The 25635-nt window shown below is 74.4% G+C and carries 24 protein-coding genes and 1 pseudogene; 10 read left to right on the top strand and 15 right to left on the bottom strand.

The window, feature by feature from the left end; genetic code table 11:
- Window positions 1–233: 233 nt before the first annotated feature.
- The gene (locus ACZ4WZ_RS22270) at window positions 234–1784 is read right to left on the bottom strand and encodes a hypothetical protein (protein ID WP_467892777.1); all 1551 of its coding nucleotides are present in this window, start codon (window positions 1782–1784) and stop codon (window positions 234–236) included.
- Window positions 1785–1870: 86 nt separating this feature from the next.
- Here ACZ4WZ_RS22270 and ACZ4WZ_RS22265 point away from each other — a divergent pair, with 86 nt between their 5' ends.
- From ACZ4WZ_RS22265 to ACZ4WZ_RS22255, 3 genes are read left to right on the top strand one after another with little or no spacing between them, the layout of a single operon-like run.
- Window positions 1871–2629, top strand: a complete 759-nt coding sequence (locus tag ACZ4WZ_RS22265) for a LamB/YcsF family protein (RefSeq protein WP_467892808.1) — start codon at window positions 1871–1873, stop codon at window positions 2627–2629.
- A complete protein-coding gene (locus ACZ4WZ_RS22260) occupies window positions 2626–3255 on the top strand; it encodes a 5-oxoprolinase subunit B family protein (RefSeq protein ID WP_467892776.1) in 630 nt (209 codons plus the stop codon). Before ACZ4WZ_RS22265 ends, ACZ4WZ_RS22260 begins: the two co-directional genes overlap by 4 nt.
- A 5-nt stretch (window positions 3256–3260) precedes the next feature.
- Complete coding sequence (locus tag ACZ4WZ_RS22255) at window positions 3261–4151, top strand: 5-oxoprolinase subunit C family protein (protein WP_467892807.1); 891 nt, start codon at window positions 3261–3263, stop codon at window positions 4149–4151.
- A gap of 62 nt (window positions 4152–4213) precedes the next feature.
- Here the strand turns inward: ACZ4WZ_RS22255 and ACZ4WZ_RS22250 are convergent, their stop codons facing one another.
- Together ACZ4WZ_RS22250 and ACZ4WZ_RS22245 are read right to left on the bottom strand one after the other, a co-directional pair.
- Window positions 4214–5611 carry a HEAT repeat domain-containing protein gene (locus ACZ4WZ_RS22250; protein WP_467892775.1) on the bottom strand — a complete coding sequence of 466 codons (1398 nt, stop codon included), beginning with the start codon at window positions 5609–5611 and terminating at the stop codon, window positions 4214–4216.
- Window positions 5612–5956: 345 nt separating this feature from the next.
- A complete protein-coding gene (locus ACZ4WZ_RS22245) occupies window positions 5957–6358 on the bottom strand; it encodes an ankyrin repeat domain-containing protein (RefSeq protein WP_388943766.1) in 402 nt (133 codons plus the stop codon).
- Between the two features lie 385 nt (window positions 6359–6743).
- Between ACZ4WZ_RS22245 and ACZ4WZ_RS22240 the strand changes: the two genes are divergently transcribed.
- Both ACZ4WZ_RS22240 and ACZ4WZ_RS22235 read left to right on the top strand, forming a co-directional pair.
- Complete coding sequence (locus ACZ4WZ_RS22240; protein ID WP_125605336.1) at window positions 6744–6938, top strand: hypothetical protein; 195 nt, start codon at window positions 6744–6746, stop codon at window positions 6936–6938.
- Window positions 6939–7232: 294 nt separating this feature from the next.
- A complete protein-coding gene (locus ACZ4WZ_RS22235) occupies window positions 7233–8858 on the top strand; it encodes a hypothetical protein (protein WP_467892773.1) in 1626 nt (541 codons plus the stop codon).
- Window positions 8859–8866: 8 nt separating this feature from the next.
- On the opposite strand, the gene ACZ4WZ_RS22230 is transcribed toward ACZ4WZ_RS22235, so the two are convergent.
- Window positions 8867–10369, bottom strand: coding sequence for an SCO1417 family PLP biosynthesis transcription factor (locus tag ACZ4WZ_RS22230; RefSeq protein ID WP_467892772.1), 1503 nt, complete (start codon window positions 10367–10369; stop codon window positions 8867–8869).
- Window positions 10370–10572: 203 nt separating this feature from the next.
- On the opposite strand from ACZ4WZ_RS22230, the gene ACZ4WZ_RS22225 reads away from it, so the two are divergent.
- The 3 genes from ACZ4WZ_RS22225 (at window position 10573) to ACZ4WZ_RS22215 (ending at window position 13518) form a co-directional block, all read left to right on the top strand.
- Window positions 10573–11343, top strand: coding sequence for a glycerophosphodiester phosphodiesterase family protein (locus ACZ4WZ_RS22225; RefSeq protein ID WP_467892770.1), 771 nt, complete (start codon window positions 10573–10575; stop codon window positions 11341–11343).
- A gap of 68 nt (window positions 11344–11411) precedes the next feature.
- Window positions 11412–12797 carry an MFS transporter gene (locus ACZ4WZ_RS22220; protein WP_467892769.1) on the top strand — a complete coding sequence of 462 codons (1386 nt, stop codon included), beginning with the start codon at window positions 11412–11414 and terminating at the stop codon, window positions 12795–12797.
- A gap of 346 nt (window positions 12798–13143) precedes the next feature.
- Window positions 13144–13518, top strand: a complete 375-nt coding sequence (locus ACZ4WZ_RS22215; protein WP_007262928.1) for an RNA polymerase-binding protein RbpA — start codon at window positions 13144–13146, stop codon at window positions 13516–13518.
- A gap of 107 nt (window positions 13519–13625) precedes the next feature.
- On the opposite strand, the gene fxsA is transcribed toward ACZ4WZ_RS22215, so the two are convergent.
- The 4 genes from fxsA to ACZ4WZ_RS22195 all read right to left on the bottom strand — a co-directional run bounded on the left by fxsA (window position 13626) and on the right by ACZ4WZ_RS22195 (window position 17617).
- Window positions 13626–14216, bottom strand: coding sequence for an FxsA family membrane protein (gene fxsA, locus ACZ4WZ_RS22210; RefSeq protein ID WP_467892768.1), 591 nt, complete (start codon window positions 14214–14216; stop codon window positions 13626–13628).
- A gap of 77 nt (window positions 14217–14293) precedes the next feature.
- The gene (locus tag ACZ4WZ_RS22205) at window positions 14294–15061 is read right to left on the bottom strand and encodes a polyprenol monophosphomannose synthase (RefSeq protein WP_467892767.1); all 768 of its coding nucleotides are present in this window, start codon (window positions 15059–15061) and stop codon (window positions 14294–14296) included.
- A 324-nt stretch (window positions 15062–15385) separates the two neighbouring features.
- Window positions 15386–17029, bottom strand: coding sequence for an amidohydrolase (locus ACZ4WZ_RS22200; protein ID WP_467892765.1), 1644 nt, complete (start codon window positions 17027–17029; stop codon window positions 15386–15388).
- Between the two features lie 147 nt (window positions 17030–17176).
- Complete coding sequence (locus tag ACZ4WZ_RS22195; RefSeq protein ID WP_164721043.1) at window positions 17177–17617, bottom strand: Lrp/AsnC family transcriptional regulator; 441 nt, start codon at window positions 17615–17617, stop codon at window positions 17177–17179.
- A 217-nt stretch (window positions 17618–17834) separates the two neighbouring features.
- Here ACZ4WZ_RS22195 and ACZ4WZ_RS22190 point away from each other — a divergent pair, with 217 nt between their 5' ends.
- Window positions 17835–18284 carry a hypothetical protein gene (locus ACZ4WZ_RS22190; RefSeq protein ID WP_467892763.1) on the top strand — a complete coding sequence of 150 codons (450 nt, stop codon included), beginning with the start codon at window positions 17835–17837 and terminating at the stop codon, window positions 18282–18284.
- Between the two features lie 25 nt (window positions 18285–18309).
- Here the strand turns inward: ACZ4WZ_RS22190 and ACZ4WZ_RS22185 are convergent, their stop codons facing one another.
- Both ACZ4WZ_RS22185 and ACZ4WZ_RS22180 read right to left on the bottom strand, forming a co-directional pair.
- On the bottom strand, window positions 18310–19401 hold the full coding sequence (locus ACZ4WZ_RS22185) for a phosphotransferase family protein (protein WP_467892761.1): 1092 nt from the start codon (window positions 19399–19401) through the stop codon (window positions 18310–18312).
- A gap of 22 nt (window positions 19402–19423) precedes the next feature.
- On the bottom strand, window positions 19424–20497 hold the full coding sequence (locus ACZ4WZ_RS22180) for an Rv3169 family protein (RefSeq protein WP_467892805.1): 1074 nt from the start codon (window positions 20495–20497) through the stop codon (window positions 19424–19426).
- Between the two features lie 295 nt (window positions 20498–20792).
- Between ACZ4WZ_RS22180 and ACZ4WZ_RS22175 the strand changes: the two genes are divergently transcribed.
- Entirely contained in the window at window positions 20793–21056 is a 264-nt protein-coding gene (locus ACZ4WZ_RS22175; protein ID WP_467892759.1) for a hypothetical protein, read from the top strand.
- A gap of 20 nt (window positions 21057–21076) precedes the next feature.
- Here the strand turns inward: ACZ4WZ_RS22175 and ACZ4WZ_RS22170 are convergent, their stop codons facing one another.
- The 5 genes and pseudogenes from ACZ4WZ_RS22170 to ACZ4WZ_RS22150 form a co-directional block, all read right to left on the bottom strand.
- A complete protein-coding gene (locus tag ACZ4WZ_RS22170) occupies window positions 21077–22726 on the bottom strand; it encodes a DUF6185 family protein (protein WP_467892758.1) in 1650 nt (549 codons plus the stop codon).
- Window positions 22640–23091: pseudogene (locus tag ACZ4WZ_RS22165) on the bottom strand (DUF6185 family protein); the annotation flags it as partial. The gene ACZ4WZ_RS22170 and the pseudogene ACZ4WZ_RS22165, both read right to left, overlap by 87 nt.
- 213 nt (window positions 23092–23304) lie before the next feature.
- A complete protein-coding gene (locus tag ACZ4WZ_RS22160) occupies window positions 23305–24477 on the bottom strand; it encodes an acyl-CoA dehydrogenase family protein (protein ID WP_467892756.1) in 1173 nt (390 codons plus the stop codon).
- A 331-nt stretch (window positions 24478–24808) separates the two neighbouring features.
- The gene (locus tag ACZ4WZ_RS22155) at window positions 24809–24961 is read right to left on the bottom strand and encodes an SCO1431 family membrane protein (protein WP_467892754.1); all 153 of its coding nucleotides are present in this window, start codon (window positions 24959–24961) and stop codon (window positions 24809–24811) included.
- A 138-nt stretch (window positions 24962–25099) separates the two neighbouring features.
- The gene (locus ACZ4WZ_RS22150) at window positions 25100–25564 is read right to left on the bottom strand and encodes an SPW repeat protein (protein WP_467892753.1); all 465 of its coding nucleotides are present in this window, start codon (window positions 25562–25564) and stop codon (window positions 25100–25102) included.
- Window positions 25565–25635 lie beyond the last annotated feature (71 nt).

Here is a 25635-nt window from a genome sequence, read left to right as displayed (position 1 = left end):
GCTCAGTGGGTGTGTACGTCGGTGTCGAGAGAGGAGGGGATGGGGGTGAGCGGGGGGGGGGCTGCGGGCGGGGGCGCCTGGGGGGGGCGTCGGGGGGGCGGGCCGGGAGCCGCCGGGCGCGGAGGGAGCGTGCGCGGCCGGGAGGCGGGGGCCGGACGGGAGGCGGGGGCCGGACGGGAGGCGGGGGCCGGCCGCCGGGCGGGCGGCGGGGCCGGCCACCGGAACCGGCGGGGTCATACGGCCTCCGAGCGGGCCGCCGCCATGCCCGCGGCGTCCAGGAGGGCCGTGCCGACGATCAGGTCGGCGCCGCCGAACTCCGGGTCGTCGAGCTGCGTGCCGTCGTCCACCGCGAACAGCAGCCGCTCCTCGCCCTGGCGGTACGCCGTGCCCACGGCCGGGCTCGCCGCGTGGACGGCGAGCAGGGCCACCAGGTAGGGCAGTTCGGGGTCGGCGCGGCGGGCTTCGGCGAGGAGGCCGGAGAGCCTGCGCGGGGCGTCGTGCGGCAGTTCCAGGAGCTGGGTGGCGGCGGCGAGCTGCTCCTCGCTGAAGCGGCTGTCGTCGGGGGTGGCGATGAGGTCCGGCTCGGGCATCTCGGCGCCGAGGTGTTCCCGTTCCACGGGCGGGGTGAGGAGTATGTCCACCAGGTCGGCGACCCGCACCGAGACGGGGGTGCGCAGACCGGTGCCGGCGGCGAAGAAGGCGTCGGTGACCCGGGCGGCGTGCTCCACGGGGAGCGGCAGCAGGGGCGCGACGAGCTGGCCGTAGAGGTCGATGCCGGCGCGGCGGGCGGGCGCGGCGAAGGCCTGGCGGTCCTGCTCGGCGCGGAAGAGCGGGCCCGCGTCCAGCAGCCGGGACTGGAGCTGGGTGTGCCGGCGGATGCAGTCCTTGACGATGTCGACGAGTTCGGCGGCGCGCCGCTTGTTCTCGGGGTCCTCGGCCTCGTCGCGGGCCTTGCGGATGTTCGTCAGGATCGCGTTCTCGTGCCGGTAGCGGTCGGCGACGTGCTCCAGCGCTTCGGCGATCATGTCCGGGACGGCCTGCAGCCAGTCGACCGCGCGGACGTTGCGCCGCGTCGCGTCGAGGGTGCGGCGCAGGGTCTCGGCGTACTGGACGGTCCGGTAGCGGGCCTGCTCGGCGGCGAGCTGGGCGTCGGCCAGCCGGCCCCGGCTGATCAGCACCTCCAGCTTGACCTCGGCGGCGATCTGGGCGCTGGTGACGTCCGTGTCGAGGGCGCCGACGAGGACGTTGACCGCCTCGTCGGTGGTCCGCAGGTACACCGCGCCGCCGTGGCCGGGCACCTCTTCGATCAGCTTGAAGTCGTAGTCCCGGCGGACGTACACCCCGTCGGGGCCGAAGGTGCCGTAGATCGCGCGGAAGCCCCGGTCCACGCTGCCGACGTTGATCAGGTTCTCCAGGACCCAGCGGGCGACCCGTTCGTGTTCGGCGGCGGGCCGCCGGGGGGCCTGGGCGGCGACGCGCGGCAGCAGCCGGGCCACTATCTGCTCGTGGTCGGCGCCGGTGTCGAAGTCCATGTTGAGCGTGACCAGGTCGATCGCGGACAGCGCGACCTCCGCCATCGCGTAGACCCCGTACTCGCCGGCCAGATTGGCCTTGCGTACGTCGAGGTCGTGCAGCGGGGCGGTGCAGGCGAGGGCGCGCAGCCGCCGGGCCAGGCCCTCGTCGGCGGCGGGGCCCGGCGCCGGGGACGGGAGGGTTTTCGCCGGGGCTGGGAGAGTCACGACGGAAAGAGTAGGCGGTGTCAGGGACAACATCCCAAACGGCATGGTTTCGGCCGGATCGGGTCCCGGCGGCGGGCGGCGCGGCGCGGCCGCTGTTCTACGCTCACCGCATGGCTTCCATGATCACACCTCTGATCGACCTGAACGCCGACCTGGGCGAGGGCTTCGGACGCTGGACGCTGACCGACGACGACGCCCTGCTGTCGGTGGTCACGAGCGCCAACGTGGCCTGCGGCTTCCACGCGGGCGATCCGTCGATCATGCGCCGGGTCTGCGAGCTGGCCGCCGCCCGGGGCGTACGGATCGGCGCGCAGGTCTCCTACCGGGACCTGGCCGGATTCGGGCGGCGGTCGATGGACGTGCCTCCCGGGGAGCTGGCCGCGGAGGTGGCCTACCAGATCGGGGCGCTGGAGGTGTTCGCCCGGGCGGCCGGCTCCCGGGTGTCGTACGTGAAGCCCCACGGCGCGCTGTACAACCGCACGGTCCACGACGCCGGCCAGGCGGCCGCGGTGGTCGCCGGGATCCGGCTGGCCGCCGGGGAGGCCGGACTGCCGGTGCTCGGCCTGCCGGGCTCGCTGCTGCTGGCGGCCGCCGTGGAGGCCGGGCTGGAGGCCGTGCCGGAGGCGTTCGCCGACCGGGCGTACACCCCGCTCGGGACGCTGGTGCCGCGCGGCGGGCCGGGGGCGGTGCTGCACGATCCGGACGCGGTGGTCGGGCGGGCGGTGCGGATGGCCGCCGAACGGACGGTGACGGCCTCCGACGGCTCCGCGGTGGCGGTGTCGGCCCGCTCGCTGTGCCTGCACGGGGACACCCCGGGGGCGGCGGGGCTGGCCCGGCGCGTACGGGAGGCGCTGGAGGGGGCCGGGGTGCGGGTGGAGGCCTTCGCGTGAGCGGCCGCCGGACGCTGGTGGTGGGCTCCGAGGCGCTGCTGGTGGAGGTGGACTCGGCCGGGGAGGTGGCGGCGCTCCACGCCGAGCTGCTGCGCCGGCGGGACGCGGGCGAGCTGGGCGCCGTACGGGAGGTCGTGCCGGCCGCGCGGACCGTGCTGCTGGACGGCGTGCCGGAGCCGGCCGCGCTGGCGGCGCGGATCGCGAGCTGGGAGGTGCCGCCGCTCGCGGAGACGCGGGGGCCGCTGGTGACCGTCCCGGTGCGCTACGACGGCCCGGACCTGGCGGAGGTGGCCGGCGCGTGGGGCGTCGCCGAGGGTGAGGTCGCGGAGCTGGTCGGGGGGATCGTCTTCCGGGTGGCCTTCTGCGGGTTCGCGCCCGGCTTCGGCTACCTCACCGGGCTCCCGGAGCACCTGTGGCTGCCCCGGCGGGCGACGCCCCGTACGGCGGTCCCGGCGGGCTCGCTGGCGCTGGCCGGCGAGTACGCGGGGGTCTACCCGCGCTCCTCCCCCGGTGGCTGGCGGCTGATCGGGTCGACCGACGCGGTGCTGTGGGACCCCGCGCGGGAGCCGGCGGCGCTGTTCGCGCCCGGGGTGCGGGTGCGGTTCGTCGCGGAGGCGGGCGCGTGAGCGGGCTGCTGGTGCTGCGGGCGGGGGCGCTGACCACCCTCCAGGACCTGGGCCGGCCCGGGTACGCGCACCTGGGCGTGCCCCGGTCGGGGGCGCTGGACTCGGCGTCACACGCCCTGGGCAACCGGCTGCTGGGCAACCCGCCGGGCGCCGCCTCGCTGGAGACCACCCTGGACGGGGTGCGGCTGCGCGCACTGGCGCCGGTGACGGTGGCCGTGACGGGCGCGCCCTGCGCGGTACGCGTCTGCGGGCGCCCGGCGGCCTGGGGTGCGCCGGTGCGGCTGCGCGCGGGGGCGGAGCTGGACGTGGGCCGGGCGGAGCACGGGCTGCGCGGCTACGTCGCGGTGCGGGGAGGTTTCGCTGCGCCGGCGGTGCTGGGCAGCCGCTCGACGGACCTGCTGTCGGGGCTCGGGCCGCCGGTGCCGGCGGCGGGGTCGGTGCTGGCGGTGGGCCCGGCCGGCCCGGATCCGGTGCCCGTGGCGGACGCGGTGGCCCCGCCGGGACCGCCGGTCACGGAACTGGTGCTGCCGCTGCTCCTGGGCCCCCGGGCCGACTGGTTCACGGGGGCTTCGCTGGCGGCGCTGCTGTCCTCGGCGTACCGGGTGTCCCCGGCGTCCAACCGGATCGGCCTGCGCACCGAGGCGGGCCCGGCGCTGGCCCGGGCGCGGGGCGGGGAGCTGCCGAGCGAGGGGATGGTGCTGGGTGCGGTGCAGGTCCCGCCGGACGGGTTCCCGGTGGTCTTCCTGGCCGACCATCCGGTGACGGGCGGCTATCCGGTGGTCGGGGTGGTCGCGCCGGGGCCGGGCCTGGACGCGGCCGCCCAGGCCCGGCCGGGCCTGCCGGTCCGCTTCGTCCCCGCGGCGCGGCGGCCGCCCCGCCGGGCGCCGGCGCGCTGACGGGGCCCGGGCCGAGCCGGCCCGGGGGTGGCGGGCTCCGGTGGCCGCGGACGCGCCCGGGGCTATACCGCCGACTCGGGGGCGATGCGGCTGCGGACCGCCGACTGGACGTCCTCCTCCTCCGCCGGGTCCGCCGCCAGGCGGCGCAGGCGCGGGGCCACGCGGGCGTCGGCGGTCTCCGCGTGGCGGGCCGCGACCTCGCGGGTGGTCTCCTCGCAGTCCCAGAGGCATTCGACGGCGAAGCCCGCCGCGAAGGTGGGGTCGGTGGCGGCCAGGGCCCGGGCCGTGCGGCCGCGCAGGTGGGAGGAGGCCGTCTCGCGGTAGACGTGGCGCAGGACGGGGGCGGCGCAGCCGATGGAGAGCCGGCCCGCTCCGTCCACGAGGGCGAAGAGGCGGACGGAGTCCGGGCCGGCGGCGCGGACGGTGTTGCGGAGGGCTCCGAGGACGAGTCCGGCGTCGTCGGCGCCGCCGCCCGCGGCCAGGAGGGCGGCGGCGGCCGCTCCCAGGGCGTCGGGGCGGTGGACCCAGCGGCGGGCCCGTTCGAGGGCCGCCGGGCCGCACATGCGCTCGTAGGCGGCCACCGCGGGCTCGTCCCCGGCGGCTTCGATGAGGTCCAGGACGGCCGGGTTCTCCGGTTCGGCGAGGACCAGGTGGTGCAGGGCGGTGGCCCGGGCGGCCTCGCCGCAGGCTCCGGCGGCGGCCGCGAGGATGGCGGAGCGGTCTTCGGGGCCGGCGACGGCCGCCAGGCAGCGCGCGGCGGGCACGTGCAGCGGGGTGCCCCGGAGCAGCCCGTCGGCGGCCCAGTCGAAGACGGCCTGGACGCCCCAGCCGGGGCGGGGGCCGCCGGGGGTCATCTGGCGCTGCCAGCGGTCGAAGGAGCCCTGCTGGCGGGCGGCGCGCAGGCGCTCCGCGTAGGCGGGCAGCTCCTCCCACAGGGCCCACGGCCGGGGCTCGTAGGCGTCGCGGACGGCGGCGGCCAGCCGCGCCTCACCCCCGGCGGTGGCGGGGAACCGGGCGAGGACGGGGGCGGCGAGGGACCGCAGTCCGCCGTCGTCGTCGCGCAGGGCGAGTTCGTCGAGGGCCCAGGCCCAGTTGGCCCCGGAGGCGGCGTAGCGGCGCAGCAGCATGAGGGCGTCGTCGCGGCCGTACGAGGCCAGGTGTCCGAGGACGGACAGGGCGAGGCCGGTCCGGTGTTCCTCTTCGTCGACGAGGTCGTCGGCGCCGAAGAGGTGGGCCTCGATCTCGCCGAGGGGGCCGTCGAGGTCCAGGTACAGGCGTGCGTAGTACAGGGAGCGGTTCTCCACCTGCCAGTCCTGGCGCGGGTCGCGCAGCACGCACTGGTTCAGTGCCGCGAGGGCCTCCGGCCTGGGCGCGGCGAGCGCGTGCAGGGTGCCGTCGCCACGGCCTCGCTGGAGGAGCCCGAGCAGGGTACCGCTCGGCGCTATGACTGGTTCGAACATGGGAATGGCCTCAAATCAAGCTGGGGACGCGACCGGGAATCGGGATTCACAGAGCCGCGTAACAGCATGTGAGGACGTCCGCCGTCTGGTTCCGCTCGATGTAGACCATTGCCTTCTTCTCACTCTCGTCGGTGCTTCGTGACCACGGCGGCCGGTGCGGCAGGGCCGGTGTGGACACCCGTGTCGTGTCCAGCCCGCTCCTGCCCGTCCGTCATGTCCGCGAATCGAATCCGACGCCATGATGACCCAGTCGCTTTGTGCGCCGCGACCACATTTAAGGGCGCCGTGACCAAGCCGTGAGGTGGCGGGGCCGTCGGGACCGGGCGGCGCCCCGCAAAAAGCGGACTACTTGGCTCCGAACAGTTCCAGCAGGTCGGCCTTGTTGAACATGCGGGCCGTGTCCACGGCGGAGGGGGTACCGGCGGCCGGGTCGGCACCGCCGGCCAGCAGCGCGCGGATGACGGCCTCCTCGCCCTTGAAGACGGCGCCGGCGAGGGGGGTCTGGCCGCGGTCGTTGGCGCGGTCCGCCTCGGCGCCGTGCTCCAGCAGGACCGTGACGGCCTCGGCGTGGCCGTGGTAGGCGGCGAGCATGACGAGGGTGTCGCCGCGGTCGTTGGTGAGATTGGCCGGAACCCCGGCGTCCAGGTAGGCGGCCAGCATCGCGGCCTCACCCTGGCGGGCGAGGTCGAAGATCTTGCCCGCCAGTTCGACGACGTCCTCGTCGGGGACGTCCTGGTGCTCGCTCATCGGTCGTACCGCCTTTCGGTCTCTGGCTTGTCGGCGCCACCCGCGGCGCACCGTCCGGGCCGCCCGGGCGGCCGGCCCGCCTCCGGGAGGAGTTTCCCCAGGCCGGGAGGGCAGGACGGCGCACGGCACTGCGTCCGTACGGGTGAATCGCCAGGGTAGCGCCCGCCCGGGGACATGACGGGGCCGGTCCGAGGCGGGGATGCCCGGCGGCGGCGCCGCGACACCGGGGGAGCCGGGCGCGCCAGCCAGGCGCGTCCGGTCAAGTGAAAAAAGCCGGGATTCACCCGTATGCAGCTTTTATCGCATTGATACTTCCTGTGAGCCTGGAACAACTGATGGTGACCGTACCCACCCGCCAGGAGCCCCGACTCATCAGGAGAACGTCATGGTCCTGTCCATCTCAGGTGTCGTCCTGCTCGGCATCATCTGCTTCCTGTTCTTCAAGAAGGACGGGATGAAGCTCACGCACGCGTTCGTCTGCGGGCTCTTCGGCTTCTTCCTCGCCGGCTCCGCCATCGCACCGAGCATCACGGCCAGTACGGCCAGCCTCGCGAGCCTGCTCGGCGGGATCAAGCTGTAGGGGCCGTCCGGCGGATCACGGCCGGTCCCGGCCCCGCCGGGTTCCGGCCCCGCTCGGCTCCGGCCCCGCCGGGTTCCGGCCCCGCTCGGCTCCGGCTCCGCCGGGGCTCCGGCCCCGCTCGGGCCCCTCCGCGCTCAGCCCGCTCCACGACCGGCCCGCCCCTCCCGACCCGCTCCACGACCAGACCTCCCCCACGACCAGTCCCGCGGCCCCTGCCCCCGGATCCCGCCCGGTCCGGCAGCGCCCGGGCCCCGACACCCCAGTCCCGCACCACCACGACTCCAGGAGACGACCGTGGCCCGGCGCCCACTCCCCCGCATCCTCAGCAGCGGCAACGCGTCGCTCACCCGGGGCCGCGACCTCGCCCGCACGGCTGCCGACAGCGCCACCGACGTGCTCCACCCGCTCATCGTCATCGGACGCGGCCTGCGCGTCCTGGCCTCCGCCGGGCGGCGCAGATGGGCCTCGACCCCGAAGGACAAGCGCGGTCCGGCGCTCTTCCTCGGAGCCGCCTGCGTGCTCGTGGTGGCGATCGTCCCCTACGGACCCCTCGCCGCCCTGATCACCGTCATGGCGGTCGCGGCCTGGCACGGACGCGACCGCGCCCCGGCCGCGTCCGGACCCGGCGACGCCGAGGCCGAGCGGCTGCGCTCGCTGTACGAGGCGCTCGTGCCGTACTTCGCCGCCCCGGAGGACCCCAGCCCGCTCTTCGCCCACGGCGGAGCCTGGGAGGAGGCCTTCAGCGGCTACGAGTTCGACGCGGCGGGCCGGGTCATCCGGCTCGGCATCCGCTACCCGGCCTACTTCACCGATGGCGAACCCGCCTCGCGGGCCCGCATCGAGGCCCTGCTGCACGCCAAGTCCGGGCGCGGCCGGGAGTACCGCTTCGACTGGGACGAGGAGGGCAACCGGCTCGAGCTGCGGGTGCTGGCGGCCCTGCCCACCGACATCGCCGCCCAGCCGTTCGTGACCTCGCCGGGCGAGACCGTCCTCGGTTTCACCGACCCCGGGGGCGTCCAGCGCACCGTGCCGGTCCTGGAGGGGGAGGAGCCGGCCGACGTGCCGCCCGTCATCTGGCGGACCGGCCCCCGCTCCGCCGAGCCGCACCTGCTGGCCGTCGGCCAGCCCGGCAGCGGCACCTCCACCCTGCTGCGCTCGATCGCCCTCCAGGCCCTGCGCCAGGGCGGCGACGTGATGATCGTCGAGGGGGGCGGCAGCGGTGAGTACGCCTGCCTGGCCGGCCGCGCCGGCGTCCTCGCCGTCGAGTGCGGCCCCGCCGGCGCGGAGGCCTCCGTCGAGTGGGCGGCGCACGAGACCGAGCGGCGGCTGATCGCCACGCACCGGGCTCGCGAAGCGGGCCGCCCCGCGCCCGAGGACGCGCGGCGCCCGCTGTGGATCCTGCTGGACCGGCCCAGCGTGCTCGCGCACCTGGCGGCCGCCGAAGGGCACCCCGATCCCCTCGCCCAGCTCCAGGTGCCGCTGCGGCACGGGCGTGCCGCGCACGTCACGGTGGTCGTCGCCGAGCACTTCGACCACCTGGAGCTGCTGAACGACGCCGTCTGGCAGCACACCCGCGCCCGGGTCGTGCTCGGAGCGGCCCCCGTCCAGCAGGTCGCCGACGTCCTGGGGCTCCCCCCGCACACCACGCCGCCCCCGCAGCTGCCGCCGGGCCGGGGGTACGCGCGGCTCGGTACGGGGCCCGTGCACCGCCTCCAGGTACCGGCCACGCCGGACCCCTACGACGACGCCTCGCACCCCGCGCACCGCCAGGCGGTGCTGGAGCTGCTGCCGGAGCGGCAGGCGCCGGTCCAGGGCGGCGAGGTTCCGGCGGTCCCCGCCCGGCCGCTCCAGGCGGTCCGGCCGCAGCCGTCCCCGGCCGACGCCTCGGAGGTCCCGGAGGTCCCGGCGGAGGCGCCGTAGGGAGCGGGCTACGCGACGAAGGTGCGCGGGGGCTCCGCCCCGCTGCCGCCCGCCCCCGTGCCGACCAGGCGGGCCGCTGCCGCCAGGCGGGCGGCGGCCTCCTCGGCCAGCGCCCCGCCGACCGTGAACGGCAGCCGGACGTACCCCTCGAAGGCGCCGTCCACGCCGAACCGGGGGCCCGAGGGGACGCGGACGCCGACCCGCTCCCCCACCTCGGCCAGCCGAGACCCGGACAGCCCGCCCGCCCGGGCCCACAGCGTCAGCCCGCCGCTCGGCACCTCGAACTCCCAGTCGGGCAGCTCCCGGCGCACCGCCGCGACGAGCGCGTCCCGGTTCTCCCGGGCCTGGTCGCGGCGCATCCCGACGGCCTCCGCCCAGCCGCCGGTGCGCATCAGCCAGTTCACCGCGAGCTGCTCCAGGACGGGAGTGCCGAGGTCCGCGTACGCCCGCGCCGCCACCAGGCTGCGGATGATGTCGGGAGCCGCCCGGACCCAGCCGATCCGCATCCCCGCCCAGAAGGCCTTGCTGGCGGAACCCACGGTGATCACCGTGGAGCCCGCCGGGTCGAAGGAGCAGACCGGACGGGGCATGACGAGGTCCGGGTCCAGCTGGAGTTCGGCCATGGTCTCGTCGGCGATCAGCACGGTCCCGGCGGAGCGGGCCGCCTCGACCATCGCCCGGCGCTTGTCCTCCGACGCCAGGGCACCGGTCGGGTTGTGGAAGTCGGCGACGACGTAGGCGAGGCGGGGGGCCGAGTCGCGCAGCACCTGCCGCCAGACGTCCATGTCCCAGCCGCCGAGGCGCGCCCCCATGGCCACGGGCACCAGGCGGGCCTCGGCGGCGCGCATGAGCTGGAGGATGTTGGCGTAGGAGGGGGACTCCACGGCGATCCGCTCGCCCCGGCCCGCGAAGAGGCTGCAGATGGCGTCGATGGCGCCCATCGCCCCGGTCGTCACCATGATCTGCTCGGGCATGGTGGGGATGCCCCGCTCCGTGTAGCGGTCGGCGAGCATCCGGCGCAGCGCGGGGAGGCCCGCCGGGTAGTCCCCGTGGGTGTGCGCGTAGGGCGGGAGTTCCTCCAGGGCGCCCTGGACGGCCTTGGTCAGCCAGGGCTCGGGGGCCGGGAGGGCGGCGCAGCCGAGGTCGATCATCGAGCCGAGGGACTCGGGGGGCAGCGGTTCCAGGCCGCGGGCCGGCAGCGGGTTCCCGGCCGGTACGGCGGTCCAGCTGCCCGCGCCCCGGCGCGATTCCAGGAAGCCCTCGCCGCGCAGGGCCTCGTACGCGGCGGCGACGGTGGTGCGGCTCAGCGACAGGGCCACGGCCAGCTCCCGTTCCGCGGGCAGCCGGGCGGCGACGGGGACGCGGCCTTCGAGGACGAGCAGCCGGATGCCGTCGGCCAGGATGCGGTACGCGGGCGGCTTGCGGGCTCCGGCCGGCGCGGGCCGTTCCTGCTGGGAGGCGATGAGCCGGGCGAGCTGCGCGGCGCCGACCGCTGAGGTCCACTGGGCCATGGTGTCCGGTCCACCTTCGTCGAATTGGCCCCGGGAGGAGGGGTCGGGGGCGGGTATTGGATTGCTCGTGCGGCTCCAGACTGTCATGGGGCGGTCCATTCCGGCCAGACGGGTGGGCGCCTGCGTACCGGGCGGAGCCGGGCAGCACCGACCCGCGCCGGGCGCCCGGGAGGAGCGCCGGACGCAGCGGGCATACTGCCGCCGTGACTCACGTACGCCTCCGGCACCCCTACCTGGACCACCCGGCTCCGATCCCCTTCGCCCACCGGGGCGGGGCGGCGGACGGGCTGGAGAACACCGCCGCCGCCTTCCGCAGGGCCGCCGGGGCGGGCTACCGGTACTTCGAGACCGATGTGCACGCGACGGCGGACGGGAAGCTGGTGGCGTTCCACGACTCCACCCTGGACCGGGTCACCGGCACGCGGGGCAGGATCCGGGAGCTGCCCTGGAGCCGGGTGCGCGAGGCGCGGGTGGCGGGCAGCGAGCCGCTGGCCCTCTTCGAGGACCTCCTGGAGGAGTTCCCGGAGGCCCGCTGGAACGTGGACGTCAAGGACGAGTCGGCCCTGCACCCGCTGGTGAACCTGATCGCCCGGGCCGGGGTCTGGGACCGGGTGTGCCTGGGCTCCTTCTCGGAGAGCCGGGTGGCCCGGGCGCAGAGGATCGCCGGGCCCCGGCTGGCGACCTCCTACGGCGTCCGCGGGGTGGTGGGGCTGCGGCTGCGGTCCTTCGCGATCCCGGCGGCCCTGCGGGCGGGCGCGGTGGCGGCCCAGGTCCCGGAGACCCAGGGGGGCGTCCGGGTGGTGGACCGGCGCTTCGTACGGACCGCGCACGAGCGGGGGCTCCAGGTGCACGTGTGGACCGTGAACGAACCGGAACGCATGGAGGCTCTCCTCGACCTGGGTGTCGATGGCATCATGACCGACCGGATCGACATCTTGCGCACGGTGCTGGACCGGCGCGGGGCCTGGGCCTGACACCCCCGGCCGCCGCGCGCGGTGCCGAGGGCCGTGTGCGGTACGGGGACCAGCGAGGGGGCTCTCGGATGAGCGCGCAGACGACGGACGAGGCGGAGCCCGGGGCCGAGGACGGCAGACCGTCCGCCGCGGCGGCCGCCGCACGCAAGCGCGAACAGCGCGGCTGGTACTTCTACGACTTCGCGGTGTCCGTGTACTCGGCGAGCGTGCTCACGGTGTTCCTGGGCCCGTACCTGACCTCGGTGGCCAAGGCCGCCGCGGACGCCGGGGGCTACGTGTACCCGCTGGGCGTCCCGGTGCGCGCCGGTTCCTTCTTCGCCTACTCGGTCTCGGCCTCGGTGATCCTCGCCGTGCTGGTCATGCCGCTGGCGGGGGCGGTCGCCGACCGGACCGGGCGCAAGAAGCCGCTGCTGGCCCTGGCCGCGTACACCGGCGCCACGGCGACGGCGGCCATGTTCTTCCTGGGCGGTGAGCGCTATCTGCTGGGCGGGCTGCTGCTGATCGTCGCGAACGCCTCCCTGTCGGTGTCGATGGTGCTCTACAACGCCTACCTGCCGCAGATCTCCACCCCGGACGAGCGGGACGCCGTCTCCTCGCGGGGCTGGGCCTTCGGCTACACCGCGGGCTCGCTGATGCTGGTGGTGGACCTGGCCCTTTACATGGGCCACGACTCCTTCGGCCTCTCCCAGAGCGAGGCCGTACGGATCTGCCTGGCCTCGGCGGGCCTGTGGTGGGGGGCCTTCGCGCTGATCCCGCTGCGCCGGCTGCGGGACCGGGCGGTGGTCCGGGAGGGGACGGGCGGTGGTCCGGCCGTGAGCGGCTGGAAGCAGCTGGTGGCCACGTTCAAGGACATGCGGCGCTACCCGCTGACCCTGTCGTTCCTGCTCGCGTACCTGATCTACAACGACGGCGTGCAGACGGTGATCTCGCAGGCCTCGATCTACGGCTCCGAGGAGCTGGAGCTGGAGCAGTCCACGCTGATCGGCGCGGTGCTGCTGGTGCAGGTGCTGGCGGTGGCGGGCGCGCTCGCGATGGGCCGGCTGGCGCGGGTGTACGGGGCCAAGCGGACGATCCTCGGCTCGCTGGCCGCGTGGGCGCTGACGCTGGCGGCCGGGTACTTCCTGCCGGCGAGGACACCGATGTGGTTCTTCGCGCTCGCCGCGATGATCGGGCTGGTGCTGGGCGGCAGCCAGGCGCTGTCGCGCTCGCTGTTCTCCCACCTGGTGCCGGCGGGCAAGGAGGCCGAGTACTTCTCGGCCTACGAGATGAGCGACCGGGGGCTGAGCTGGGTCGGACCGCTGGTCTTCGGCCTGACGTACCAGGTCACGGGCAGCTACCGGGACGCGATCATCTCGTTGGTGGTCTTCTTCGCACTGGGTTTCGTGCTGCTGGCGCGGGTGCCGGTGCGGCGCGCGGTGGAGGCGGCGGGGAATCCTGTTCCCGTACGCCTCTGAAACGCGGACCGGGGCCCGTCCGGGCCCCGGCCCGGCCCGCCCGCCGCCCGCCGGAGCCCCGGACTCACGAACGAATTCCGAACGAATTTCGACGTTGCGGCAAAGGGCCGGTAGTGTACGCCTTTGGCCTGCCAGGCGGACCGTTACTGCGCGCATAAGAAGTATAGACGTTGGGTGACATCTGCTGCCAGATGTGACAAAACGGGCACTGGTGGGTACAACAAGGGGCGGCACGACGGGCGACGCGTGACCCGGAGCGGGAATCTATACCGCCGACCGGACGTTGACCGGATGACGACGACAGCGACACCTGTCCTGTGGGCGACAAGCCCGGGAGGCACGATTCATGAGTGAGCGAGCTCTCCGCGGTACGCGGCTCGTGGTTACCAGCTACGAGACGGACCGCGGCATCGATCTGGCCCCGCGCCAGGCGGTGGAGTACGCATGCCAGAACGGACATCGATTTGAGATGCCGTTCTCGGTTGAGGCAGAGATTCCGCCGGAGTGGGAGTGCAAGGCGTGCGGCGCCATGGCACTCCTGGTGGACGGGGACGGGCCCGAAGAGAAGAAGGGCAAGCCTGCGCGAACGCACTGGGACATGCTCATGGAGCGGCGCACCCGCGAGGAGCTGGAGGAGGTGCTGGCCGAGAGGCTGGCCGTCCTGCGCTCCGGCGCCATGAACATTGCCGTGCATCCGCGCGACAGCCGCAAGTCCGCCTGAGCCGCGGACACAGCGCAATAGCCGAGGGGCCCCGCCACTGATGTGGCGGGGCCCCTCGGCGTTGTCCCCTCGGCGGTGGTCTCGTCCGGCCCGTCAAGGGCTACGGGCTACGGGGCCAGCGGCGGCCGGCGGTCCGTGTCCGGGCCGGGCCGCCGCCCGGGCGGGTCCTCCCGGACGACCTCGCCCTGGACGACCTTGCCGTCGGGGTAGTGGATCCGGGCCCGGGTGAAGGCGTCGCCGAAGCCGCCCGCGGTGGCCGCGGCCATCCTCCGCTCCAGCGTGCGCTCGGCGCGGCGGCCGGCGAAGGCCCGTACCGGCGGGAGCAGCAGGAGCAGGCCGGCCACGTCGGAGAGCAGGCCGGGCATGATCAGCAACAGCCCGGCCAGCATCGTCATGGCGTTGCCCGAGCCCTTCTGGGGCCGCGGGGCGGAGGGTGCCCCGCCCGCCATCGCCTGCTCCTGGGCCTGCTGGAAGCTGCGGGTGAGGTTCTTGAAGGCGCGGCGGCCGGCCCGCTTGATGACCACCACGCCCAGCACCAGGCCGCCCGCGAGCAGCGCCGTGACGGCGAGACCGCCGGCCTCCCGGGCGACGAGGCCGAGCAGCCAGATCTCCAGGATCAGCCAGGCGGCGACCGCCAGGGGGATGAGGGTACGGGCGGGCGAGCGCCGCCGGGGGGCCGTCGAAGTGCCGGTCGTCATACCCTCCAGTGTGCCCGGAGCCGCGTAAAAGCGGTCTCAGCCGGAGGTACCGGGCCTCCCCTAGGGGTCGGGGCGGGTCAGGCGCGGCGCCTGCCGCCCAGCTTGGCGGCGCGCTCCTTCAGGCCCCACTGGGTGACCCGGAGCAGGGCCTCGACGACGATGTCCTTGCTCATCTTGCTGTCGCCGAGCTCGCGCTCGACGAAGGTGATGGGCACCTCCACGACCCGGAACCCCTTGCGGACGGCCCGGCGGGCCAGGTCCACCTGGAAGCAGTAGCCCGCGGAGGCGACCTCGTCCAGGCCGAGCCCTTCCAGGGTCTCGCGGCGGAAGGCGCGGTAGCCGCCGGTCACGTCACGGATCGGAACGTCCAGCATCAGCCGGGAGTACGTGGACCCTCCGCGGGAGAGGACCTCCCGGCTCTTGGGCCAGTTGACGACGCGGCCGCCCGGCACCCAGCGGGATCCGAGCACGAGGTCGGCGCCGCCCAGCGCGGTGAGCAGCCGGGGCAGTTCCTCGGGCTGGTGGGAGCCGTCGGCGTCCATCTCCACGATCACGCCGTAGCCCTGCTCCAGGCCCCAGGCGAAGCCCGCCAGGTAGGCGGCACCGAGACCCTCCTTGCCCTTGCGGTGCAGGACGTGGACGTGGTCGTCGGCGGCCGCCAGTTCGTCGGCGAGCTTTCCGGTGCCGTCGGGGCTGTTGTCGTCCGCGACCAGGATGTGGGCCTCGGGGACGGCGGCGCGGACGCGGCCGGTGATCAGGCCGATGTTCTCGGCCTCGTTGTACGTCGGAATGATCACCAGGGTGGTTCCGAGGGGCCCGTAGGTCCGCTGTCCGCCGTCGCTCACTGGGTCCCCTTGTGTGTTCTTCGTACATCCCGTCACAGCAGGACGATTTTAGAACAGCCGGCGACCGGGACCGGCGGTCCTTCGGGCCGGACCGGCTCCCGCTGGCCGCGGGCCGCCGTGACCGTTGTCTACTGGGCCGCCGGGCCCGGTCCGGGGCCACCCTCCCCCGGCTGTCGCCGGGGGCGCCCCCGCCGGTGAAACCTTCCCTCGCCCACCGGGCGCGGGCGCGCGGGGCGGACGGAGCGGTCCGGTGGGGACGTCCTGGGGGGACCGGGCCGAACCTATCCGGGCCGGGCCGCCGGTACCGCACCGAGGCGGGCCGGATCACCCCTGTGGCCGTACGAATACCTCCCGGCCGCCGACCACCGTCGCCAGGCACACCGGAAGGGCGCCGCCCGGGCTCAGATCGGGCAGGCCGGGCGTGCCGGAGCGGGGGTCGGTGGACCAGCGGGCGACCCGGTCGTCGGGGGCCTGGACCACCAGTTCGCCGGTCTGCCAGACCGCGTAGTCGGCCGGGGCACCCGGCACGAGGGTGCCGGCGTCGTCGCGGCCCAGTGCCCGCCAGCCGCCCCGGGTGTGGGCGGCGAAGGCGGCCCGTACGGAGATCCGGTGCTCGGGGGTGCGGTGGAAGGCGGCGGCGCGGACCGTGCCCCAGGGGTCGAGCGGGGTGACGGGCGCGTCCGAGCCGAAGGCCAGCGGGACTCCGGCCTTGAGCAGGGCGGCGAAGGGGTTGAGGGTGCGCGCGCGGTCGGCCCCGAGCCGGTCGGCGTACATGCCGTCCTCCCCTCCCCACGCCGCGTCGAAGGCGGGCTGCACGGAGGCGGTGAGACCGAGCTCCGCGAAGGCGGCGATGGTGTCCGGGGTCATCATCTCGGCGTGCTCCACACGGTGGCGGGCGGCGCGGATCCGGTCCAGGCCCACCTTCTCGGCGGCCGCGCGCACGCCCTCGACCACGGCGGCGACGGCGGCGTCGCCGATGGCGTGGAACCCGGCCTGGAGTCCCGCCCCGGTGCAGGCGGCCACGTGCTCGGCGACCTCGGCGGCGTCCAGGTAGCCGGTGCCGGTGTGCGGGGCGTCGGCGTACGGGGCGTGCAGGCAGGCGGTGTGCGAGCCGAGGGCGCCGTCCACGAAGAGGTCGCCGGCGGCGCCGACCGCGCCGAGCTCCTTCGCGAGGGCGAGGTCGCGGTCGGCCCAGTAGCCGTGGACGCGCGGGCCGGGGTGCCCGGCGGCCAGCTCCAGCAGCCCGGCGAAGTCCTCGGCGGAGGAGATGTCCGGCCCGCCGCACTCGTGCACGGAGCCGATGCCGAGGGAGGCCGCCCGGTCCAGGGCCGCGCGCTGCGCCTCGGCGCGCTGGGCGGGACCGAGCGCGCCGAGCGCGGCCCGCCGCACGGCGTGGTGGTCGTCCTTGGTCAGCGGCTCGTCGCCGTGCGGGTGCACCTGGGGGACGAGGTCCAGCAGGGCGGTGGTGACCACGGCCGAGTGCACGTCGATCCGGCTCAGGTACAGGGGACGGCCCCCGGCGGCCTCGTCGAGCTCGGCGCGGCGCGGGGCGCGGCGCTCGGGCCAGCGGGCGGCGTCCCAGCCGTGGCCGAGGAGCACCGCGTCGGCGGGCCGCCGTTCGGCGTACGCCCGTACGAGGCCGAGGGCCTCGGGGAGGGAGCGGGCCCCGGTGAGGTCGAGGCCGGTGAGGGCGAGGCCGGTGGAGGTGGTGTGGACGTGGGCGTCGGTGAACGCGGGGGTGACGAGCGCCCCGCCGAGGTCGACGACCTCGTCCACGCCCTGCGCGAAGGCGTCGGCGGCGCCCTCGGAACCGACCCAGGCGACGCGGCCGCGCTCGACGACCATCGCGGTGGCGAAGGGGTCGGCGGGGCTGTGCACCTCGCCTCCGCGCAGGAGGACGGTGCGGGTGGTTCCGGCGGCGGGGGCGTGGGCTCCGGCGGCGTCGGCGGAGGAGGTGCGGTCGGTCATGGGGACCAGTCTCGCCCCTCCGCCCGGCGCGGATTTCCCCGGGTGGGGACGGGCGGCCGTGACCGGGCGCGGGTCGTACCGGGGGCCCGGGCGGGACGGGGGCCTTGCGCGCGGGGGCGCCGCGCCTCGAGATCCGCCGGAGACGCTCTAGACGCGGGGCGGACGGGCCTCGTAGGGGGTGGAGAGGACCACTGTGGTGCGGGTGGAGACGTGGGCCAGGGCGCGCAGCCGGCCGAGGAGGTCCTCGAGTTCGAGGGGGCTGGCCACGCGGACCTTGAGGATGTAGTTCTCGTCGCCGGCCACGCTGTGGCAGGCCTCGATCTCGGGCACGCCCGCCAGCCGGTCCGCGATGTCGTCGGGGGCGCTCGGGTCGAAGGGCTTGACCGAGATGAAGGCCGTCAGGGGCAGCCCGACCGCCTCGGGGTCCACGACGGCCGCGTACCCGCGGATGACGCCGCGCTGCTCCAGCCTGCGTACTCGCTGGTGGACCGCCGACGTGGACAGGCCCGTGGCCTTGCCCAGGTCCGTGTAGCTCATCCGCCCGTCCCGCACGAGCAGATCCACGATCTGGCGGTCCAGCTCCTCCATTGCGCTCATAGCCGCACAACCTATTGCCCCGAGCGGCTCCAGGCACAGCGGTGTCCACGCAGAAGTGGCACCTGCGGCGGGCATGTGACCAAAGCCACAGGCATGTACGGGCGTACATCCCGCTCTGGTGGTTACCCGTGGCGCGCGGCGGGAAGTGCTTGGTGTGGCCGTGGCCGAAGTACCTGCCCGCCCGGCCCACCCAAGGGGGAATACATCCATGCAGAACACCAAGCGCGCCGGCCGTACCGAACCGGAGCCCCTGGAATCCGTCGGAACCGGTTACGCGGACGACGGGGAGTACCTCGAACCCGGCGACGCCGAGGACTTCGATGTCCACCACGCGGTCTGCCCCGACTGCGGGCAGTCGATCGCCCTCGTCGCCGACGAGGAGCACCTTCCGCAGCACGCGCTGTGCCTGACCCCGTGGAACCCGTTCGGGCTCACGGTGTGCGCCGGCACGGGCCGCCCGGTCGCGGACGCGCTGCCGACGCTGGGGGCGCTCCTGCCGGAGCATCAGGAGCTGGAGGCCGTCGTGCACCTCGACCTGCCGCAGGGGCTGGACTGGCGGACGCAGCCGTTCTCGCACGTCGGCGGGCCGGGCTCGCGTCCCGTGCGGCCGGAGGCGGCCCCGCTGCCCCGCAAGAGCCAGCACGCGCAGGCCGCCTGAGAGGGATCGCGTCCGCCGTCCGCGCCTACCAGTACGTGCCCTGCACCATGCCGGCCAGGCTGGCATGGTGCAGGATCAGGCCGTCGGGGTCGGCGGGGACCTCCACCTCGCCGAAGTACGCCTGCCGGTAGGCGATGCGGAGCATGACGATCCCGTGCCGCAGGGCCGCGTACAGGGTGTGGAACTCCATGTGCGCGGGGGTGTGGCCGGTGAGTTCCGCGTAGCGGCGTTCCAGGTCCTCGCGGCGCAGGAAGTCCGGCAGGCCAGGCTGGCCGAAGCCCACGGTCAGGTCCTGGAAGAAGCGGTGCAGGTAGACGGTCCAGCCGAGGTCGACCTCGCGCGGGGCGTAGGCGGCCATCTCCCAGTCGAGGACGGCCACCGGCCGGAAGCCGTCGTAGACGATGTTGCCGATGCGGGCGTCCCCCCAGTTGAGGACCGGTTCGCCCTCGTCGGCCGGCCAGAGCTCCTCCAGCCGGTCGAAGGCCCGCTCCAGCAGCGGCGAGCGCGCCAGGCCGGACACCACCCACTCGTAGTAGGCGCGCTGCGCGTCGACGTGACGGCGCAGCGGGCTGCCCTCGCCCGCCGGGAGCAGGAACGCGGCCTCCTCGGCGGGGAACCGGTCGTGCAGCCGGGCGAGGAGGGAGACGCTCGCCTCCTGGAGTGCGGCGCGCTCGGCGTCGGTGGCGGAGTGCAGCCAGTTCCCCTCGTAGGTGTAGGGCATGACATCGGGCGGTACGCGGCCCTCGGCGCGGGCCATCACGAAGAAGGGCGCCCCCAGCGGCGCCGGGTCCTCCTCCAGCCACAGCACGCGCGGGACGGGCACGTCGGTGTGCTCGGCGACCAGGCTCATCACCCGGTGCTGGCGCGGCATGTCGTAGGTGGGGAAGACGGTGTAGGCGGCCGGGTCGGCGGCCAGCCGCAGGGCGCAGGCGCGTACGGGGGCGTCGGGGTGTTCGATGTCGAGGAGCAGGGTCTCGCTGGACATGCCGTTGGAGCCGGGGACGGAGGTGTTGACGACCTTCGCCCCCGGGAGGCGGCCGTCGAGCCAGGCCGCGAGGCGGCGGCCGAGTTCCTCGGGCTCGCGGGTGGAGGTGCGCGGGCGGGGTGCCGTGGCCATGGACGACGCTTCTCTCTGGTGGTCAGGGCGCGACGGAGGAGTGGTCGGCGAAGCCGCTGGGGTCGTGCCGGCCGAAGCTGCCGTGTTCGAAGATGCCGAAGCCGGTCCGCCCGTCCAGGGTGAAGCGGGCCGAGTGGTCGGTGACGCCGAAGGCGGCCATGGGGTGCGCGGCCGGGTCGGAGAGGTCGTACGCGCGGCGGTCGGTCCAGCCCCGGCCCTGCCAGGTGCCGTGCTGCCAGTCGGTGGCGGGCGGGTAGCCGGCGCCGATGGCGAGCGGGGAGGAGTTGAGTATCCGCACGCCGAGTTCGAGGGGCTTGCGGGTCGGCTCGGTGAGGTGGACGACGGCGCTCTCGGGGTGGCGGCTGCCGGGCCGGTAGCGGATCTCGGTGTGCGGCCAGCCGAGCTGGACGTCGTGGCGGCCGCTGTCCTCGGGGAAGACCTGGACGGCCTCGTTGAGGGTGCGGTGGCCGTCGGCGTCCTCCTGGGCGATGACCATCAGGAAGCGGTCCTCGAAGCGGACGGGGATCCAGAGCCAGTGGAAGCCCTCGGGACGGTGCTCCTCGGCGGCCCGGCCGCCGTCCTCGCCGGGTATCGGGCGAACGCCCCAACTGCGGTCGCGGGTGCCGGTCCACTCCCCCGGCGTGAGGGTGAACTCCTCGCCCCGGGCCCGGATGGTGCCGGTGACGCCGCCCGCCTGGACGAAGCGGCGGCCTTCGAGCATGAGCCGGTCGCCGCGGCGCTGGACGTGGTGGGGTTCCCAGACGGCGGGGAACTCCGCGGTCCAGGTGACGTCGTACGACAGCCCCTGCGGGTCCGCCGGGTCGGGGTCGCAGCGCAGGCTGAGGCGCTTGAGCGGTACGTCGACGGTGATCGACAGGGGTCCCACCGAGAGGTTCATCCGGTCGTCGGTGAGGGCGTCGGAGGCGCGGACGGCCAGGAGTTCGTCGCCCAGGCGCAGGGTGGCGTAGGCGTCGATGACCCCCGCGTTGGGGTAGACGCCGAGGCCGAGGACGAGGACGGCGCGGCCGGCGTGGTCGAAGACGTGGAAGATGCAGCGGTCGTAGGCGTTGCGGTCCCCGCTGACGTGGTGCTTCATCGACAACGGGGCCTGGTGGACGGGGTATTCGTCCAGGGCGACGGGGCGGTCCGCGGGCACGGCAAACCTCCTGGAGCACGGGGGCGGGCAGGGCTGCTGAGCGAATATGACGGTACGTCAGATATCCCGGTCCCGGCCAGAGCCGTGGCACACCCTGACGGTCCGGCACTCCCGGCCAGCGCGCCCCTCGGGGCGGCGGCGCGGGGCGCACGACCCCGCGCGTGTGGGACGGCTCGAACGGATGGGCGCGGGCGGGGAGGGGTTACCCGTGCGTCGGATCCGGCGTTGGCGGTGCATGACCCCCCTCGAAACGCCGTCGGCGAGGGCGGGGCGCAGGCGGCGCCCCACCCCGCCGGGGTACGAAGAATCGGTTCAGCAGGCGGTTCCGCAGCCGGCCCGCCAACACGGCCGGCCCCGCCAGCCCGACCCGCCGATCTACGGCGACCTGCTGGCCCGCTGGGCCGCCGACGGCCGCACCCTGCCGGGGCGGCGCGACCCGGAGTGGTCCCGGATCGCCACCTCCCCGATCTGGCCGAGCGGCCCGCTGTACGAATCCTGACCGGACGCGTGCCGGCGGGCTTACCGGGATGGGGGTGGCAGCGGTCCCCCCTCGCGCAGGGTCTTCCAGATCGTGGCGACCGCCAGGAGCTGCGCCAGGCAGAACGCCACCGAGGCGAAGCGCATCTGGTAGACGTACGCGACGAGGCCGGCGCTGGTGGGCCAGTAGCGCCGCTCGCTCTGGAACGTCTGCACGTCCATGACCAGGCCGGTGAACGTCATGACCGAGGCGAAGGCGGCCATGGCGGGGGTCGTCCCCGCCATGCTCTGACCGATGGTCTGGGCGATCACCTGGTGGGCCGCGACCGGAACGGCGAACGCCGCGGCGACACCGAATGCCTTGCTCGGCCCGTGCCGTCCGGGGAGGTCGCGCCACAGAGCCCCGAGGAAGAACCCTCCGGCCACCCAGGTGGACTGCCAGAACAGGACCTCGGAGAGGATGTGGAGGAAGCCGCTGCCGGTCTGAGTGATCACGAGCCACGATTCGTTCCGGATCATCTCCGTCCAGTACATCAGGGCGGTGGCGGGCAGGCCGACCCAGCACGCGACGAGTGCACTCCGGCAGGCGTTGCCCCACCAGGTGGGCATGGGCCCGCAGGCGAACGGCAGGTCAACCGGCCGCACTCCTTCCGGCAGACACCGGTCCAACGCGTCGATCTCGCGCTCGATCGACTCCTGCGTCGGGGTACGTTCGGCGGACTGGCCGGCGCCCGCGCGCTGTAGCCGCGACTGGAGCTGCCGGAAGCGTCGCGCCAGGCGCAGCAAGTCGGAGCGGTCGGTCCTCGATACGCTCTTCCCGAGCGGGGTGTTGTCCGCCGAGAGCTGCTCCAGCACGGACCTGGCCTGTCCCAGAGCGAGCAGCCCCCAGACCGCGGCGAGGCTGACGATCAAGACGACGATGTCGCCCGAGAAACCGTAATACCAGGCGTAGCTGGGTACCGCGGTGAGCACGAACAGCACCACCAGCATGAATTTCTCGGCCTGATCGGGCGTGAACGAGTCTTCCTCGCGGTGTTCGGAACGGCAGACCCGGAGCGCCCCCACCAGGACCAGCGGTGTCAGGTAGGAAGCCAGCTGTGTCAGCGAGTAGAGAGCCTCGTTGGGGAACCCCCACCACCACCCGTCGTAGGCGGTGTCCCATTGCTGTCCGTACGTCTGCCAGCCGGGGTCGGCGAGCCAGGTGCGGTGTTCCCACTCCCGCTCGAAGGCGACGAAGGCCCACAGGACGACCGAGGCCGCCACCACGAAGGAGACCGGGGCCATCAGCCGGCGCGGCAGCCCTCCGTCGCCCATGAGCAGGACTCTCTGCCCCGACGAGACCAGCCCGAGCACGCACACGAAGACGACCGCCAGAAGGACCAGCGGCACGATCCAGGAGCCGGGCGGCTGGATCTCGGCGTCGCTGCTGGTCAACAGGGTGGACTCAGACCATTCAGCATAGACGTAGGCTGCCGCCAGACAGAGGGCGAAGGCGCACGCCCCGATGAGGAAGGCCTTCCCCACCCTGCCCAGGAAGCACAGGACGAGCCCGAGTGCCAGCATGGTGAAGAGCCAGACGCCCGACTCGTAATTCGGGTGACCGACATGGCACCGGGGCCGCCCAGCCGGACCCGCACCTCCCCCCAGGTGGCCCCGGCGAGATTCGGCGGCGGCCGCAAGGCGATGGTCCACTCGTTCCTCCCGGCGTCGAGCTGCCAGGGCCCCACGGAGTAGGAGGCAAGCTGCTGAACCCATACGACGGCCTCGTAGTGGACGGTGGTCCAGGTGCCGTCGGCCGTCACGGTCAGCGGTTTGAGCCGCCGCTCGGAGACGTCGTAGGTGCTCTCTTGCGTGACCTTCCCCAGCAGGCAGCGCAGCGCGGAGCGGTAACGCGGTGAGCGGGCGTCCAGGAGCAGGTCGGGGGCCCGCTCCCAGCTCGTCGGAGCCCGGACCTCCATCACGCTGGTGAGAAGGGTGTCGTCACGGCCGCGGTGGGCGAACTCCGCCGATGCGGTGACCTCGGCCCCGCGCAGCTGGTCCGCTCGGCAGGAGTCCACCGCCCCGGCGGCCCGGGCCCGCCCTCCTCCTCCAGCCTGCACGGCGAGGAGGGCGAGCAGAGCGAGCAGCAGCACGTACGGCAGGGACGGTCCGGAGCGCGTGGGACGGATCACCGCCCATGATCTTCTCCGCCCGGCCCGGGCGGCTCCCGGCGACACGGCAGAACCCCCGCGGGTTCACCTCGGCGGCCGAGAGCCGTCACGCGTCCGGCGTCAGCGGGTTTCGGGGCCGGCCAGGTGGCGGGCGATGACCATGCGCTGGATCTGGTTGGTGCCCTCCACGATCTGGAGCACCTTCGCCTCGCGCATCAGCCGCTCCACCGGGAAGTCCGCGGTGTAGCCGTAGCCGCCGAGGATCTGCACCGCGTCCGTGGTCACGGCCATGGCCGCGTCCGTGCAGAAGAGCTTGGCCATCGCCGCCTGCCGGGAGAAGGGCTTGCCCGTGTCCCGCAGCCGCGCCGCCGCGAGGTACAGCGCCCGGCCCGCCTCGATCTTCGTGGCCATGTCGGCCAGCATGAACCGCAGCCCCTGGAAGTCCGCGATCGGGTGGCCGAACTGCTTGCGGCCGAGCGCGTACGCGAGGGCCTCGTCCAGCGCGGCCTGGGCCACGCCGATGGCGCAGGCGGCGATCCCGAGCCGGCCCGCGTCGAGGGCGGCGAGGGCGATGGTGAAGCCCTGGCCCTCCTCACCGATCCGCCGGGCGTCGGGCACGCGGACGCCGTCGAAGTGCAGCTGGGCGGTGGGCGAGCCCTTCATGCCCATCTTCTTCTCGGGGACGGCCGCCGTGAGGCCGGGGGCGTCTCCGGGCACGAGGAAGGCCGTGATGCCCTTGGCGCCGGGGGCTCCGGTGCGCGCGAGGACGGTGTAGAAGTCGGCGACACCGCCGTGGGTGATCCAGGCCTTGGTGCCGGTGATCACCCAGTCGTCGCCGTCGCGGACCGCCTTGGTGGTGAGCGAGGCGGCGTCCGAGCCCGCGGCCGGCTCGGAGAGGCAGTACGCCCCGAGCAGCCCGCCGCCGAGCATGTCGGGCAGGTGGGCGGCCTTCTGCTCCTTGGTGCCGTATCCGGCGAGGCCGTGGCAGGCCAGGGAGTGCACGCTGACGCCGAGGCCGACGGTCAGGCGGGCGGCCGCGAGCTCCTCCAGCACCTGGAGGTAGACCTCGTAGGGCTGGTCGCCGCCGCCGAACTCGCCGCCGTACGGGAGCCCGAGCAGGCCGGACTCGGAAAGCAGGGTGAAGACCTCCCGGGGGAACCGACCGGTCTCCTCCTCGTCGGCGGCGTGCGGGCGGATCTCCCGCTGGGCGATCTCTCGTACGAGCGCGAGGAGGTCCCGGGACTCCTCGGTGGGCAGCTGACGGTCCACCGGCTGCGGGGCGCGGTCTGTCATGGCGGCGCTCTCCTCCCTCGTCGGGCACGGCGGCGACGCGTGAGGTGTGGGACGCGCCGCCGGGTCTCGGTGCTCTTACAGCCGATGCTGCCCTCCCGGATCGCGGAAGGGCTCGAACAGCGGCTGCGGCGGCTTGAGTATGCCCGATCAGGCGCTTTACGTCACCGGTGCAGGATCGCCATGATCATCCGGTGCGCTCGCGGGCTCCTCGGGAGGGGCTGGAGGAGTGGGACAGCCGGGGACGAACTCCCCGATCGCGCTCGGTGCCGCCCTCGGCGCCGGGAGCGCGGACGCGGCACGGGGGGACGGACGCGGCGGGGGGACGCGGCGGTTACAGCCAGCCGAGCTGCGTCACGAACATGGCCACGACCACGACCAGGGTCCAGCCCAGCACGTGCTCCAGCCAGGCGGAGTCTTCCTTGGGGCCGCCGGTGCGGACGAGGCGGCGGGCGTGGGCGGTGAGGGCTGCGGTGTGTGCGGTCATGCCGTCCAATGTGCCAGCGTTCACGGCTTTCGCGGTATATGACGACGGTCACTCGTGGCGCCGGTCACGCCGCCGGGCCCCGGCGGCCTCCGGAGTTCGGAGGCGCCGCCGGGACCCGGCGACGGGATGCGCTCCCGGTCAGGTCGTCGTACGAGTGGTACGCGCCGCGTGGGCCGCGTTCCCCGTGTGCTGGCGACCGCCCATGGCGACCATGGCCAGGCCGAGGCACAGGGCGACCGCGCCGGTGATGACGTTGCTGACGACACTGCGGGTCGTGTCCATCTCACCGGCCATGACCCATGGGGCCACGATGGTCCAGGCGCCGATCGCGACCGCCGTCCAGGCCATCGCGTGGGTGCGCTCGTACGCCGTCCCCAGCCCGCCCATGCACAGGCAGAAGGCCAGACCGGCGATCAGGTTGTTGATGGCCAGCGGGCCCAGCACGCTGAACCCGGCTATCCATGGCGAAGCCGCCAGGTACAGGCCCGTGATCAGGGCCAGTGCCTCCACGGCCTGCGCGGCGGGAGTGCTCGTCACCCGCTCGAACCGAGTCCGCATCTCGGCAAGGTCCGGGTGGTGTTCGATGCTCGAATGGGTGGTCATGGTGGGCTGCCTCCTAGAGAAGCCTTATATGACCTTTATGCCCCCTTTTCACCCATTCAGCCATCCGAACC

Source organism: Streptomyces sp. NPDC029122 (assembly GCF_055569445.1).
The sequence above is the reverse complement of the archived record's forward strand: the minus strand, read 5'-3'. Positions and strand labels throughout refer to the sequence as shown.